Origin of the sequence: Streptomyces sp. NPDC101181 (genome assembly GCF_044767975.1) — a bacterium.
Taxonomy (GTDB): domain Bacteria; phylum Actinomycetota; class Actinomycetes; order Streptomycetales; family Streptomycetaceae; genus Streptomyces.
Genome location: NZ_JBIWOX010000003.1, coordinates 52,075 through 67,611 on the forward strand (window position 1 = coordinate 52,075; position 15,537 = coordinate 67,611).

8 protein-coding genes are annotated in these 15,537 nt (G+C 74.4%); 3 read left to right on the forward strand and 5 right to left on the reverse strand.

All coding sequences use genetic code 11. The features are described 5' to 3' along the window. Positions 1 to 108: 108 nt before the first annotated feature. From ACIRRU_RS06930 to ACIRRU_RS06950, 5 genes are all read right to left on the reverse strand, one after another. Positions 109 to 2,403 carry a CDP-glycerol glycerophosphotransferase family protein gene (locus ACIRRU_RS06930; RefSeq protein ID WP_403677157.1) on the reverse strand — a complete coding sequence of 765 codons (2,295 nt, stop codon included), beginning with the start codon at positions 2,401 to 2,403 and terminating at the stop codon, positions 109 to 111. Between the two features lie 207 nt (positions 2,404 to 2,610). Next, positions 2,611 to 3,522, reverse strand: coding sequence for a carbohydrate ABC transporter permease (locus tag ACIRRU_RS06935; protein WP_403677161.1), 912 nt, complete (start codon positions 3,520 to 3,522; stop codon positions 2,611 to 2,613). Continuing rightward, positions 3,519 to 4,805, reverse strand: a complete 1,287-nt coding sequence (locus ACIRRU_RS06940; protein ID WP_403677164.1) for a carbohydrate ABC transporter permease — start codon at positions 4,803 to 4,805, stop codon at positions 3,519 to 3,521. The genes ACIRRU_RS06935 and ACIRRU_RS06940 overlap by 4 nt, the downstream gene beginning before the upstream one ends. Before the next feature lie 106 nt (positions 4,806 to 4,911). Then, positions 4,912 to 6,276, reverse strand: a complete 1,365-nt coding sequence (locus ACIRRU_RS06945) for an ABC transporter substrate-binding protein (protein ID WP_403677167.1) — start codon at positions 6,274 to 6,276, stop codon at positions 4,912 to 4,914. Between the two features lie 357 nt (positions 6,277 to 6,633). Then, positions 6,634 to 10,575 (reverse strand): FHA domain-containing protein, encoded by a 3,942-nt coding sequence (locus ACIRRU_RS06950; protein ID WP_403677170.1) that lies wholly within the window; start codon positions 10,573 to 10,575, stop codon positions 6,634 to 6,636. A gap of 455 nt (positions 10,576 to 11,030) precedes the next feature. Here ACIRRU_RS06950 and ACIRRU_RS06955 point away from each other — a divergent pair, with 455 nt between their 5' ends. The 3 genes from ACIRRU_RS06955 (at position 11,031) to prfB (ending at position 15,345) form a co-directional block, all read left to right on the forward strand. Further along, positions 11,031 to 12,731: a serine/threonine-protein kinase gene (locus ACIRRU_RS06955; protein ID WP_403677174.1), complete on the forward strand. Its 1,701-nt coding sequence runs from the start codon at positions 11,031 to 11,033 to the stop codon at positions 12,729 to 12,731. Positions 12,732 to 12,911: 180 nt separating this feature from the next. Continuing rightward, on the forward strand, positions 12,912 to 14,156 hold the full coding sequence (locus tag ACIRRU_RS06960) for a serine/threonine-protein kinase (RefSeq protein WP_403677177.1): 1,245 nt from the start codon (positions 12,912 to 12,914) through the stop codon (positions 14,154 to 14,156). An 82-nt stretch (positions 14,157 to 14,238) separates the two neighbouring features. Then, entirely contained in the window at positions 14,239 to 15,345 is a 1,107-nt protein-coding gene (gene prfB / locus ACIRRU_RS06965) for a peptide chain release factor 2 (protein ID WP_363199792.1), read from the forward strand. Positions 15,346 to 15,537: the final 192 nt, after the last annotated feature.

The window sequence follows — 15,537 nt, forward strand, 5'->3', positions numbered from 1 at the left end:
TCCGCCGCCCCGCACGGACCGGTGCGGCCGGGCCGCCCGGTGCCGGGGGCGGCGGGAGCCGGGCGCGGACCGGCGGCAGGGGCCCGGGTCCGGTCGCGGCGGTGCGGCTCAGGGACCGCTGGTCCGGCTCGGCGCCGGTCCTGGAGCGCGCGTCACCGAGGGCCGGGCGCCGCCGGTGTGCCCGCCGGTCCGGGCCCTGGCCCCGTCCTGCTCCGGCAGCGCCCCCGGCGCCCGGTGGGCGACCGGGAGGACCGGCGGCCCGTCCGTCTCCCCGAGGAAGACCCGCCGCACCACGCGCTCGGCGGCGCGGCCGTCGTCGTACGGGCAGAACCGGGCCCGGAACGCGGCCCGCAGCTGCGCCGAACGGGAGCCCCGCCAGTGGTCCGTGGCGAAGATGTCGAACAGCTCGTCCTGGCTCCGGGCCACGATGCCGGGCGGGAACGCCGTGATGTCGAAGTACGTGCCGCGCGCCGCCTCGTAGGCCTCGATGTCCTCCAGGTGCAGCACCACCGGGCGGTCCAGGGTGACGTGGTCGAACATCAGCGACGCGTAGTCCGTGATCAGCGCGTCGGAGGCGAGGGCCAGGGTCTCCACGCGGCGGTGGCCGCTGACGTCGATGATCCGGGGGTGCGGGGCCCGCCGCCCGCCGCCGGGGGAGAGCGGGCCGGGCGTGCGGGCCAGGATCACGAACTGCGGGCCCAGCACCCGGATCAGCCGCTCCAGGTCCAGCACGGGCCGCTGTCGGCGGCGGTAGTCGCGGTGCTCGGGCGCGTACAGCAGGGCCGTCGCGCCCTCCGGGACGCCCAGCGTCTCACGCAGCCGGGCCACGTCGGCCGGGCCGGTGCGGTGGTAGACGTCGTTGGCCGGGGAGCCGTACTCCAGCGTCGTGTACGCGGACGGATAGGCCCGCTCCCGTACGAGCGTGGAGTGCGGGTTGGCCGAGAGCGAGAAGTCCCAGGTGTCCACGGAGCGCAGCAGCTGCTCGAAGTCGGTGCCCCCGGCGGCCGCGGGCCGGTCCAGGAGATCGGTGCCCACGGTCCGCAGCGGGGTGCCCTCATGGGTCTGGAGCACCACCTGGCCCCGGCGCTTGACCAGCCGCCGGTCGAAGGAGGCGTTGTGCACCAGATACGCCGACCGGGCCAGCGCCGTCCAGTACGCGGCGGTGTCCGGCGCCAGGTGCCGGGTCCCGGTGGGCACGGTGTGGGCGTCCAGGGGCCGGCAGATCCACGCCGTCCGCAGCCCCGGGACCAGCTCGCGGGCCTTCGCCTCGACCGCCGCCGGGCTGCCCGTGTACCCCTGGTCCCCCCGGGCGGCGAACACCGCGTCCGAGCGGCGCAGCGGCAGCCGCAGCTGGATCCGGTAGTGCGCCTGGAGCGCCGCCCCCCGCAGCGCCCGCCGCAGTGCCGCCGCCCCCCGTCGCAGCCGCCCGCTCAGCCGCTGGGCCCCCGACAGCGTCCGGTAGGTGCGCCGTGCCCCCAGCCGCAGCAGCCCGTGCCGCAGCAGCGCCCGCCGGGGGGCCGGGGCCCCGGGGGTGTGGTAGCGGCGGCAGGACGCGGTGGCCCGGCGGAAGAACGCGGTCCGGCTGTGCGGCGGCAGCCGGTCGCGGGAGGCGTACAGGGCCGAGTAGTGATCGAGCATCCGGCGGTACATCACCGGCCGCCACACGGCGAGTTCGGGCCGGTCGTCGATGAACGCGAAGACCCGGTCGTACTGGTCGAAGACGTCGAAGTGCTTCTCGCTGGTGGTGGAGAGGATGTTGCCGCGCCGCCGCTGCCGGTAGGAGACGCACACCGCGTCCAGCACCGCGATCGACCCGGCCGACATCAGCACCGGGTAGGTCCAGGGGGTGTCCTCGTAGTAGCCGGGCGGGAAGGTGAAGCCCTCGGCCTCCACGAACGTGCGGCGGTAGGCCTTGTTCCAGACGACCATGAGGAGTTGCAGCAGCCCGGGACGGTCGGTCAGGCGGAAGGACGCCGGGCCGCCCTCGTCGAGGTGGGCCGCCAGGACGTTGCGGACACTGCGGCCCGACCAGTACGTACGGGCGTAGTCGTACATCAGGACGTCCGGTTCGCCGCTCGCCGCGATCCGGTCGGCGATGGCCTGGAGCGCGTCCGGCATCAGGGTGTCGTCGCCGTCGAGGAAGATCAGGTAGTCGCCGGTCGCCCGGCCCATCCCGGCGTTGCGCGCAGGGCCGAGGCCGATGTTGGCGGGCAGGTGGAGGGCGGTGACGCGCGGGTCCCGGCGGGCGTACTCGTCGGCGATCGGCCCGCAGGCGTCGGGGGAGCGGTCGTCGACCACGATGATCTCGTAGTCCTTGAAGGACTGGCTCAGCACGGAGTCCAGACATGCGTGGAGATAGGCCTGCACCCGGAACGCGGGCACGATGACGGAGAACCGGGGCACTGCACATCCATGGGTCGATCGTTCGCGGGGACACGCCGGAGGGGCGGGGTACGGCGAGAAGACGGGCAGACCGCAAACGTCCGATGGAATGACAGGGTTACGCCGGACGCGCCAATCGGGCGACGCGCACGGCGAAGCGGCCCGGTTCCGGGGAACCGGGCCGCTCGGGATTGACGTACAGGCGTGCGTACGGCCGTGGCGGGTCGGCTACTTGACCGCTCCCGCCATCACGCCGTTGACGAACTGCCGCTGGAAGGCGAAGAACACCGCCAGCGGGATCACCATCGACACGAACGCGCCGGGCGCCAGGACGTCGATGTTGTTGCCGAACTGGCGCACCTGCTGCTGGAGCGCCACGGTGATCGGCGGGGACTCGGAGTCCGCGAAGATCAACGCGACCAGCATGTCGTTCCACACCCACAGGAACTGGAAGATGCCGAGCGAGGCGATCGCCGGACCGCCCAGCGGCATCACCACCCGGGTGAACAGCCGGATCTCGCCCGCCCCGTCGAGCCGGGCGGCCTCCAGCAGTTCGCGGGGGATCTCCGCGAAGAAGTTCCGCAGCAGGAAGATCGCGAACGGCAGCCCGAACGCCGTGTGGAACAGCACCACCCCGAGCGTCGTCTCGAAGATGCCGATGGTGCCGAAGAGTTCGGACACCGGGATCAGCGCGACCTGCACCGGAACCACCAGCAACCCGACGACCAGCAGGAACCACCAGTCGCGGCCGGGGAAGTCCATCCAGGCGAAGGCGTACGCGGCGAACGAGCCGACCACCACCACCAGCACCGTCGAGGGCACCGTGATCAGGACGGTGCTGGTGAGCGACCCGGTGATCGTCGAATTGTCCAGCAGCCGCTGGTAGTTCTCGAAGGTCAGCTCGGAGGGGGCCGTGAAGACCTTCCACCAGCCGGTCTCCGCGATGTCCCGCGGCCCGCGCAGCGAGGACAGCAGCAGGCCGATCGTCGGCATCAGCCAGAACAGGGCGACCAGGACCAGGAAGACCCGCATCACCCCGCCGCCGGCGCGGGTGGCGACGCGGGCGGCCAGGGACTGCCCGCGCGCCGCGGGAGAGACCCCTTCCCGGGTGCTGCCCGCCCTCTCCTTCGTGGCGCTCATCGCTGGGCCTCCTTCCTGATCCGCCGGATGTTGAACAGCATCACCGGGATCACCAGCAGCAGCAGGAGCACCGCGATCGCACTGCCGATGCCGAGGTCCGCGTCCGTGCCGAACGAGGACCGGTACAGCTGGAGCGCCAGCACGTTGGCGTCGTCCTGGGAGGAGCCCGGCGCGATGATGAACACCAGGTCGAAGACCTTCAGTACGTTGATCATCAACGTCACCAGCACCACCGCCAGCACCGGTGCGAGCATCGGCACGGTGATCCGGCGGAAGACCTGCCACTCGTTCGCGCCGTCCACCCGGGCCGCCTCCAGCAGTTCGCGCGGCAGACCCGCCAGGCCCGCCGCGATCAGCACCATCGCGAACCCGGCCCACATCCACACGTAACTGCCGATGATCCCCGGCGTCACCAGGGACGGGCCGAGCCAGTCGACGCCGTTGTACGGTTCGCGGAAGTTCTCCGCGGGGAGCCGGATCACGGCGCCGTCCGCCGACGCGGGCAGGGTGAAGACGCCGTCCGCGCGGGCCGTGGCGGTGGCGACGACCTTCCCGTCCCGTACCGCCTCGATCTTCAGGCCCTTCAGCCCCAGCTCCTTCGGGTCGACGACGTTGGGTTTCCCGCCGCCGCCCCGGGTGAAGTCCAGCCAGGCCGTGCCGGAGATCCCGTCCCCGGAGACCGCCGGAGCGCCCTCGGCGGGCCGTGCGTCGCCCGGCATCTTCGCCGGGGCCACCCCGACCAGCGGCACCCGCAGCGGCTCGCCCGCCCGGATCGGCTCCTTGGAGACGAAGGTCCCGCCCGCGCCCTTCTCCAGCGGATGGACGGGCAGCGGGCGCGCCTTCGGATAGCCCGCGGACGCGTTGAACGTGTCGTGCACGCCCACCGCCACCGCGTTGGCCACGCCCCGTTCGGGAGCCTGGTCGTACACCAGCCGGAAGATGATGCCCGCCGCCAGCATCGAGATGGCCATCGGCATGAAGACGACCAGCTTGAACGCCGTGCCCCAGCGGATGCGTTCGGTCAGCACCGCGAAGATCAGCCCCAGCGCGGTGGCGACCGTCGGGGCGAACACCACCCAGATCGCGTTGTTCTTCACCGCCGTCAGGATCGTGTCGTCGGTGAACAGCGCCGTGTAGTTGTCGATCCCGGCGAAGCCCGTACCGGCCTGGTCGAAGAACGAGCGGTAGACCGAATACCCGATCGGGTAGACCACCAGCGCCCCGAGCAGCACCAGCGCGGGCAGCAGGAACGCCGCCGCGACCAGCCGCCGAGTGCCGGTCACACTCCGCCTCGACCTCGGTGCCGGTGGCGGCGGAGAGGGGCGCGCGCTCTCGTCGTCTGCGGGGGGCACCGCTCCGGCGCCCCCCGCGGTCGCTGTCGTCACGGCGTCAGTCCTGGTACGCCTTGGCCGCCGCGGACTCCAGTTTCTGCTGGGTCCCGGCGATGTCCTTCGGGTTCTTCAGGAAGTCCTGGAGGATCTTCCACTCGCCCGCCCCCGGCGTCCCGCCGAACGACTGCGGGGCCTGGTCGGACATGTCGAAGCGGACGTCGTCCCCGGCGTCGACCAGCGCCTGGGCCATCGTGCGCTGCACGTCGTTCGGATACGCCTTCACGTCCAGGCCCTTGTTCGGCGAGATGAACCCGCCCGCCTCGGCCCAGATCCTCGCCGCGTCCGCCGAGGCCAGCCAGGTCAGCAGCGCCTGCGCGCCCTTGGTCTCCTTCAGCGCGATCGCCGCGTCGCCGCCGGTCACCACGGGCGAGTCCGCGCCGACCGCGGGGAACGGGAAGACCTTGGCGTCCGTGCCGATCTCCGCCTCGGTCTGCCCGATGTTGACCGCGACGAAGTCACCCTCGAAGACCATCGCGCCCTTGGGCTGGTCGCCCCCGGTGAACGTCTGCGTCACCGAAGCCGGGAACTCCGTCTGGAGCGCCCCGTCGGCCCCGCCCGCGATCAGCTCCGGCTTGCCGAACAGCTCGGCCAGCGTGGTCAGCGCGTCCTTCACCGACGGATCGGTCCAGGGGATCTCGTGCTTCGCCAGCTGGTCGTACTTCTCCGGGCCCGCCTGGGAGAGGTAGACGTTCTCGAACCAGTCGGTCAGCGTCCAGCCGTCCGCGCCACCGACCGAGACCGGGGTGACCCCGGAGGCCGAGATGGTCTCGGCGGTGGTCAGGAAGTCCTTCCAGGTCTTCGGCTCACTGGCCCCCGCGTTGTCGAACGCGGCGGCGTTGTACCAGATCAGCGACTTGTTGGCGGCCTTGAAGTACACGCCGTACTGGGTGCCGTCCACGGCCCCGAGGTCCTGCCAGACCTGCGCGTAGTTCTTGCCGAGCTGGGCCTTGGCCTCCTCGCCCACCGGCTTGGCCCACTTCCGCGCCACCGCCTGCTGTACGGCCCCGACCTGCGGGATCATCGCCACGTCCGGCGGCTGCTTGCCCTTGATCTTGGTACCGAGGAAGTTGATGATCGGGTCCTGCGCCGGGACGAAGGTGACGTCCGCGCCCGTCCGCTTCTCGAACTCGTCCAGCACCTTGGTGAAGTTCTCCTGCTCCGGTCCCGTCCAGACCGCCGCGACGGAGACGCTCTCGCCGTCCAGCTTCGGCAGCGTCACCGTGGACGCGCTGTCCGTGCCCTCGCCGGAGCCGTCGCCCGACTTCTTCTCCCCGTCGCCGTCGCCTCCGCAGCCGGTGAGCGCCAGCGCGCCGACCGTCGCGAACACCAGCGCGGCCCTGCGTATCCGAAGGGTTGTCCGCATGCCTGCCCCGTCTCTCCCGTACGCGCCCGGCCACGTCCGCGGGCCCGGACGCCGTCGTCCGTGCGCACAGTCCTACGCCGGGCGCACGGGGCCCGCAATACCGCCACCGGCCCCAACGCGGTGATCGTGACCGCCTCGTGACGTCACGTCAGCGCATGGGAATACGCCTCCGGGGCACGGGTGAGCCGGAGAGGTGGGACCTCGGCGCGAACAGCGCCCGCGAGCCGGTGGCGGCGAGATCCCCGGCGGACGGGCGGACGGCCGTGAACGCGGGGAACGGGGCCGGGACGCCCACCGACGACATGACGGCCGGCGAACGGCCGCGAACACGGTGAGCGGGCCCCGGGCCGCGGTGGCTCAGGTCGGGAAGGGGACGAGCCCCGGCAGCGGCTCGGCGTTCACCGAACGGGCCGCGCGCTCCAGGGCGCTGGCGAGCAGCGCCAGGTCGGTCGGCCCGTTGCCCAGCTCCCGCACCGGGCGGCGGGCGGGCGGATCGCCCATCCGCTCCCACTCCAGCGGGACGACGGTGGGCCGCAGCGTCGCCGTCCGCGGAATGCGGCCGGTGACCCGGCCCCCCTGGAACGGAGTGACCCGCCCGTCCGGGTGCCCCAACCTGCCGCGTCCGGGGGCCGGTTCGTCCGGGGAGGGCGGCAGGACGGGGGCGTCCAGCACGATGCGCAGCCGGGCGCCCCGGGCCAGCTCGGTGTCCTCGGTGCGGTCGGGACGCGCGGAGGCGGCGACCAGGTGCACCCCGAGCCGCCCGCCGTCCCGGGCCACGGCCTCCAGAGCCCGCACCACCGAACCGGCGGCGGGGCGTCCCGGGCTGCCGAGCGCCGGGGCGACCAGCGCGTCGAAGTCGTCGGCGAGGACGACCAGCCGGGGCAGCGGCGAGGGCCCGGGATCCGCGCCCCGCGCCGAGATGTGGCGCAGCCGCAGGGTGCCACCGGCCGAGGAGTCCAGGTCGCCCCGCCGCTCGGCGCTGCTCGGCGGCCGCTGGCCCACGACGCGGGGAGCGGGCTCCTGCGCGCGTCGCGCGTACCGCGCGTGCCACTCGGCGAAGTCCAGATCGCCCAGCAGCTCGGCACGCCGTTTCAGCTCACCGCCCAGCGCCTGCGCGAACTCCCGCATCCGGACCGGGTCGGACGCCACCAGGTACGTGAAGGCGTGCGGCAGCTCCGTGCAGGGGAGCAGGCCCTCGCCGCGCTCGCCCTGCTCACCGCCGGAGCCGTCGACGAGCAGGATGCCGAGCCGGTCGGGCCGGGCCGCGGCGGCGAGGGACGCGGCGACCGCCCGCAGCAGCTCCGTACGGCCGCTGCCCGGGGGGCCCTCGATCAGCAGATGCGGCCCCTCGTCGGCGAGATCGACGCTGAGGGGTCCCCGGGGGCCCGCCCCGAGCACGAGCACCGGCCGCCCGGCGTGCACGGCCCCGCCGCCGGGGGTGCCTCCGGTGCCTCCGCCGCCCGTGCCTCCGTCGGCGCCGTCGGCGGATTCCGGGGCGCTCAGGGGCGGGTAGGGGGTGCGGTCGTCGGCGTGCGGGTCACCGGCCGCCGGGTAGGGGGTGCCGCGCTCCGCGTCGGGGTGGCCCGGGCTCGGGTACGGGGTGCGGTCGGCGTCCCGGTTGTCCGGGCGCGGGTAGGGGGTGCGGTCCGCGTCGCTCCGGCTCCCGCCCAGGTACGGGGTGTGCTCCGCCTCGGTCCGGCTCGCCCCTGGGTACGGGGTGCGGTCCTGCCGGTCCCTGCCCAGGTACGGGGTGCGCTCGGAGTCGGGGTGGTGGGGGGAGTCCGTGGTGCGCTGGGGGCCCACCCGGGGGCCCGTGCTGAGCGTGCGTCCGGAGCCGGGGCTGTCCACCTCGGCCCGGGGGGCCGGGGGAGCGGCCGCGGGCCGGGGGGCGGAGGCGCCCGGCTGGGCCTCCGCCGTGGACGCCCAGCGGGCCATCAGCGAGGCCGGAGTGGCGCGGGCCAGGCCCAGCTCGTCCAGCAGCCGGGCGGACCGCGGCAGCGCGGCCGACAGGGGGCGGCCCGCCAGCGCGGCCGACCCCTCCTCCCGCAGTGGCGCCAGGGCGCGCCCGAACCGCTCGGCCCAGGCCGCCGACACCGCGTCCACCGTGGCTGTCGTGCCGTGCCCGGCGGCCTGCCCGCCCGCCGTGCGCAGCAGGCGCAACGCGGTGGCGACGTCCCCGCTGAGCATCGCGACCGCCCCGCACTCCCGGAAGGCGATGGAGGCCCGGCAGGCGGCGTCGTACGTCGCGGCGACCGGCGAGGTGGGGGAGGCCGCCGGGGTCTCGGCCAGGCAGATCAGGTGGATCCCGGCCGCCGCCCCCGCTCCGGCCAGCCGGGCCGTGGTCTCGCGCAGCGCGGCCGTACCGGGGTCGCCGTCCAGCACGACGACCGTGTGCTGACCCTTGTGGGCGCGGGCCGCCTCCGCCACGGCGGCCCGGTCCAGATGCGGCCAGCCCGGACCGAGCGGGCCCTCGTCGAGACGGCGGACCAGCTCGGCCGCGCGGGCGGCCGCCTGGTCCCGGTCGTACGCGAGCAGGAGCCGGCAGTCCTGGCCGTGGGTCGGCCGCAGCTGCGGCAGCCATCCCAGCCAGGCCCACTCGCGCCGCCGCTCCTCCAGCGTGCGGGCGCGGTCCGCGGCGATGAGCACGATCTCCAGGTCGAACGGGGAGTGCAGGGCGGCGAGCTGCGCCACGGCGGAGCGGGCCAGCCCCGCCAGCCGGGCGCGCGGACCGGCCAGCCCCAGCGAACCGGCCTCCCGCAGCCCCACGGTCACCGGCACGGCGGGCACCTCGGCCCGGTCCGTCGTGCCGAGGCGCACCACCAGGGCCTCCGGGTGCCCCGCGTGGCGCTCCCAGAGCCGGGGCCCGGGACCGAGCGCGGTGAGCAGCACCGCCGCCGGGTCGGGCCAGGTGCCCGCGGGCGCGGACGGCCGGGCGGAGAAGGGCGAGAGCGGGGAGGCGGGGGAGGCGAGGTGACCGCCCCCGGACCGGCCGCCGCCTCTCCCTCCCCGGCCGCCGTCCGCCAGGTCCCGGGAGGCGTCACCGGACGCGTCCCCCGCGTCCCAGGACGCGCCGCCCAAGGAGGCGCCCGCCCGGCCGTCCGGGGTGTCGTACCGCGCGTCGTGCCAGTCCGCCCGGGACCCCTGGGCCGGTGTCGAGCCGCGCACTCCGCCGTACCCCTCGCCTTCGGAGGCATCCGAGGCATCCGAGCCGTCCCATGCGGCCGAGGCGGATGAGGATGAGATGGAGGGGGCGCGCGAGGACGCGGACGCGCCGCCGGTCCCGTCCGGACCGGCACCCGGGGCCTGGTCGGTCCTCCCGCCGCCGGTGAGCCGTCGTGCCCAGGCTCCTATACCGCCGCGCCGGGGCGCCTGGGCGGAGCCGGACCGATCGCCCCGGGCGGAGGCGGCCGGGGGGCGGGCGGCCTGGGCCGGGAGCGCGCCCGGTCCGGCCCCGGCGTGGTCCACGCGGTCGTCGTCCGGCCGGGCGGTCTCCTCGGAGGTGCGGGAGGAGGGGACGGCGGCACCGGCCGCCGGGCCGTACGGGGCGGCCGGGCCGGTGTCGTGAGGCTCCGCGGGCTCCTCGTGGCCGGAGGGGTACGCGCCGTGAGGCGCTTGTGCGGCGGGGCCGTACGCGCCGCACTCCGCCGCCTCCGCGCGGGCCACCCGCAGATGACCCTCGCCGTCCGGGGCGGTCGGCAGCGTCGCCGCGCGGGGGCCCGCCGTGAGCTGGAGCACCGATTCGCCCAGCCGCAGCAGCGCTCCGGGGGTGAGGCGGACCGGCCGGTCGCGCACCTCGACGCCGTCCAGCGAGGTGCCGTTCGTCGAGCCGAGGTCGGCGACGGAGACCCGGCCGTCCTCCGCGACCGTCACCGCGCAGTGCAGCCGGGACACGTCCGGGTCATCGAGCGGGACGTCCGCCTCGGCGGACCGGCCGATCCGGATCTGCCCGCCGTGCAGCAGGTGGACCCCGCCCGCGTCCGGCCCGGCGACCACGTGCAGCTGGGCCGGAACGGCGTCGTCCGCCGCCTCGTCCTCGCCGGGGACCTGGAGCGAGAGCACCGCGCCGTCCACCAGGGGCGGTTCGCCGAGGGCGACGCGGTGCGCGTCCAGCCGCTCCCGTCCGGCGTGGAGCACGACCGCCCCGCCGCCCTGGGAACTCTCCGGACCCGCCACCGCGGAGGCCAGTCCCGAGGCGACCGCCGCCAGCGCCGTGCCGGCGGGGGCGGTGACGAGCACGTCGCAGGTGCGTGCCGGGGTCTGGCCGCTGCGCGGCGCGAGGACGGTCAGCCGGATCTGCATCGCCCGGTCCCTTCTGCGCGGGGTGCCCGGCAGAGGAAACGCCCTGTGATTCCCCCCACCCGGCACGGACACGTCGTCCGTACAGGTCGTCACGCACCCAGGGAGTCCGACCCCGCAGATCCGTGCTGAAGGCATCCTTGCACCTGCCGCTGACAACACGCCCGGCGGTCGCCATTAAATGATCTTGAATGGTCGGCTGTGGACGTAAAAGTGCCTGCTTGCGTCCGGATCCCGCCCCTCGGCGGGCCGCGGAGGAGGGCGGGGGCCGCGGCCGCCACCGTGCGAACGCCCGGCCGGTCGGCGAGCGGCTGTACGGCAACCATCTGTCCGCTCCCGGCGTCTTTCCCCGGTACGTGGGCCCCCCGCCGCCCCTTGGGGCGGCACTAGAGTGGGCCGGAACATTCGGGCGGCCCCGGGGGGACCGCAAGCACCACGATCAGCAGGGAGCGCATGACGTGCGGCCGGTAGGCAGCAAGTACCTGCTCGAGGAGCCGCTCGGGCGCGGCGCAACGGGCACCGTATGGCGAGCCCGCCAGCGGGAGACCGCGGGCGCCGAGGCGGCCGTCGCGGGACAGCCCGGCGAGACCGTGGCCATCAAGGTCCTCAAGGAGGAGCTGGCCAACGACGCCGATGTGGTGATGCGGTTCCTGCGGGAGCGCTCGGTCCTGCTGCGGCTCACGCACCCGAACATCGTGCGCACCCGCGACCTGGTCGTCGAGGGCGACCTCCTCGCCCTGGTGATGGACCTGATCGACGGGCCCGACCTGCACCGCTACCTCCGCGCGAACGGCCCGCTCACCCCGGTCGCCGCCGCGCTGCTCACCGCGCAGATCGCGGACGCGCTCGCCGCCAGCCACGCCGACGGCGTCGTCCACCGCGACCTCAAGCCCGCCAACGTGCTGCTCGACGAGCGCGACGGCGGCATGACCCCGATGCTCACCGACTTCGGCATCGCTCGCCTGGCCGACTCCCCGGGCCTGACCCGGACCCACGAGTTCGTCGGCACCCCCGCCTACGTCGCCCCGGAGTCCGCCGAGGGCCGCCCGCAGACCTCCGCCGTCGACATCTACGGCGCGGGCATCCTGCTGTACGAGCTGGTCACCGGCCGCCCGCCGTTCGCCGGGGGCACCGCCCTGGAAGTCCTGCACCGCCACCTCAGCGAGGAGCCCCGTCGGCCCTCCACCGTCCCCGAGCCGCTGTGGACGGTCATAGAGCGCTGCCTGAGCAAGGACCCGGACCGGCGGCCCAGCGCCGAGAACCTGGCCCGCGCCCTGCGTACGGTCGCCTCGGGCATCGGCGTCCACGCCAACTCCGCCCAGATCGCCGCCGCCGAAGGGGTCGGCGCCCTGCTCGCCCCCGACCCGGCGCCCACCGCCGTCCCGGACACCCCCGGCGCGGCCGACCCCACGCAGGTGCTGCCGAACAACGCGGGCTCCTACGACCCGGCCGCCGCCACCAGCGTGTTCCCGCAGACCGGCCACGGCGGCAACCAGGGCCACGGAGGCAACCAAGGGCACGGCGGCAACCAGGGCCACGGCGACCCGACATCCGTCATGCCGCCCGTGCCCCAGCGCCCCGACGGGCCGCCGCAGCCGGACGGCCCGCACCCCTGGCAGTCGCAGCTCCAGGCGGCCCGCGACCGCAACGAGCAGACCCAGGTGCAGTACCTGGACCCGAGCCAGGACCCGCTGCGCCGCCGCCCCCAGCGCCAGCAGCAGCCGCAGCCGCAGCGGCCCCCTCAGCGCCAGCAGCAGCAGCCCGCGCAGCGCAGGCAGCAGCCCCTCCAGCAGCAGTACCCGCATCAGCAGCAGCAACAGCAGCCGCAGCGCTACCAGCCGCAGCAGCCCCAGCGGCAGCAGTACGCGCCCCCGCAGCAGCCGCCCCAGCGTCCCGCCCCGCGAGAACCGCGCCCGCCGAGGCAGCGCGGCGCCAACCCGATGCGCATCCCCGGTCTCGGCTGCCTCAAGGGCTGCCTGTTCACCGTGGTGCTCCTGATCGTCGCGGGCTGGCTCATCTGGGAGCTGACCCCCCTCCAGGACTGGGTCGCCCAGGGCAAGGGCTACTGGCAGGCGATCGGTGACGCCATCGGCACGGTCACCGACTGGATCTCCCAGATCGGTGAGAGCACCGGTTCGGGAAACATCGGCGGCCCGTAACACACCCCGTATCTCCCGTAACTCTGTCCCTTTGTCGACTTCTCCGGGGTGAAATGCCCCGGAGAAGCCGAGGTCGGCGCCCTGCACGGCACGCTCCACCCCGAACGGCGCGTAACTTTGTCGACCGGGGATCCGCGACGTCGTCGCCCGTGGGTCCCGCCAGCCGCTGAGGGAGCAGTCTTGGCACGGAATATCGGCAGCCGGTACACCGCCCACCAGATCCTGGGGCGCGGCAGCGCCGGCACGGTGTGGCTCGGCGAGGGGCCGGACGGCCCGGTCGCCATCAAGCTGCTCCGCGAGGACCTCGCGTCCGACCAGGAGCTGGTGGGCCGCTTCGTGCAGGAGCGCACCGCCCTGCTCGGGCTCGACCACCCGCACGTGGTCGCCGTCCGGGACCTCGTGGTCGACGGCAACGACCTCGCCCTGGTCATGACCCTCGTCCGCGGCACCGACCTGCGCACCCGGCTGGACCGCGAGCGCCGCCTCGCCCCCGAGGCCGCCGTCGCGATCGTCGCGGACGTCGCCGACGGGCTGGCCGCCGCGCACCGGGCCGGAGTGGTCCACCGGGACGTCAAGCCGGAGAACATCCTGCTCGACATGGAGGGCCCGCTCGGCCCCGGCGGCGCCCACCCCGCCCTGCTCACCGACTTCGGCGTCGCCAAGCTCATCGACACCCCGCGCCGCACCAAGGCCACGAAGATCATCGGTACGCCGGACTACCTGGCCCCCGAGATCGTCGAGGGCCTGCCGCCGCGGGCCGCCGTCGACATCTACGCGCTGGCGACCGTGCTCTACGAGCTGCTGGCCGGGTTCACCCCCTTCGGCGGCGGCCACCCCGGCGCGGTCCTGCGCCGCCACGTCACCGAGACCGTCGTCCCGCTCCCGGGCATCCCCGATGAGCTCTGGCAGCTCCTGGTGCAGTGCCTGGCCAAGGCCCCCGCCTCCCGGCTGCGCGCCTCGGAGCTGGCCGCACGGCTGCGGGACCTGCTCCCGCTGCTCGCGGGCATCCCGCCGCTGGAGGTGGACGAGCCCGGAGCGGACGAGCCCGGCCCGCGGGCCCCGGGCTACGAGGAGCCGTACCGCCCGTCCACCGAGGAGCCGCGCCGCCGCGGGGCCGTACCCCTGGTGCCCGGCTCCGCCCCCGACTCCAACCGGGACACCCACACGAGCATGCGCGTCCCGGCCCCCGACGAGCTCGCGGGCGGCCCCCTCGGCACGGCCCGCGCCCCCCGCGCCCCGGGGAAGCCCCGCCCCGGCTCCGCCCGCAACAAGGCCGCAGCCGTCCGCAAGCGCCGGATCACCTTGGGGGCCGCCGCCCTGCTGCTCTGCGGGGCCGTCGCGGTCGGCGGCTGGCTGGCGACCGGTGGCGGTGACGGGGACCAGGCGCCCCAGGACAGTGAGAACTCCGCCCCGGCCACACCGTGACGTGCCCCGCGCCGCGGCCCTGGTCCCGGCCGGGTTCCCGGGGGAGGGCGAGCTTCATCCGCCGTGCCGTTACGCTGGACCCGTGGCAGTCGTCGATATTTCCGAAGAGCTGAAGTCCCTCTCCTCGACCATGGGGTCGATCGAGGCCGTCCTGGACCTGGATGCGCTGAGGGCGGAGATCGCCGCGCTCGAGGAGCAGGCAGCGGCGCCGTCCCTCTGGGACGACCCGGAGGCGGCCCAGAAGATCACCAGCAAGCTTTCGCACCTCCAGGCCGAGGTCCGCAAGGCCGAGGCGCTGCGCGGCCGCATCGACGACCTCGGAGTCCTCTTCGAGCTCGCCGAGGACGAGGGCGACGCCGAGACGCTCGCCGAGGCCGAGGCCGAGCTGGAGTCGGTGAAGAAGGCGCTGGACGAGATGGAGGTCCGCACGCTCCTCTCCGGTGAGTACGACGCGCGCGAGGCCCTGGTGACCATCCGCGCCGAGGCCGGGGGCGTCGACGCCGCCGACTTCGCGGAGAAGCTCCAGCGCATGTACCTCCGCTGGGCCGAGCAGCACAACTACAAGACCGAGGTCTACGAGACCGCCTACGCCGAAGAGGCCGGCATCAAGTCGACCACCTTCGTCGTCCAGGTCCCGTACGCCTACGGCACCCTCTCCGTCGAGCAGGGCACCCACCGCCTCGTCCGTATCTCCCCGTTCGACAACCAGGGCCGCCGCCAGACGTCCTTCGCGGGGGTCGAGGTGCTCCCGGTCGTCGAGCAGACCGACCACGTCGAGATCGACGAGTCCGAGCTGCGCGTCGACGTGTACCGCTCCTCGGGTCCCGGCGGACAGGGCGTCAACACCACGGACTCCGCGGTCCGTCTGACCCACCTGCCGACCGGCATCGTCGTCTCCTGCCAGAACGAGCGCTCGCAGATCCAGAACAAGGCGTCCGCGATGAACGTCCTCCAGGCCAAGCTCCTCGAGCGCCGCCGCCAGGAGGAGCAGGCGAAGATGAACGCGCTCAAGGGCGACGGCGGCAACTCCTGGGGCAACCAGATGCGTTCGTACGTCCTCCACCCTTACCAGATGGTCAAGGACCTGCGGACGGAGTTCGAGATGGGCAACCCCGAAGCGGTCTTCAACGGCGAGATCGACGGCTTCGTCGAGGCGGGCATCCGCTGGCGCAAGCAGAGCGAGAAGTAGCCTCGGCGGCCGGCGTTCCGGGCCCGGACGGGAGACCGTCCGGGCCTCACGCTTTGCGGAGGACCTGTGCCCGATGCGTCACAGTCGGGCTTCCGAATACCCGTCAAAAACCCCTATGTCGGCGGGTACCGCGCGGAACGGCCTTGACGTCGTCCTCAACTCTGGTCAGGGTGCTGGAGCAGCGTGCGTATG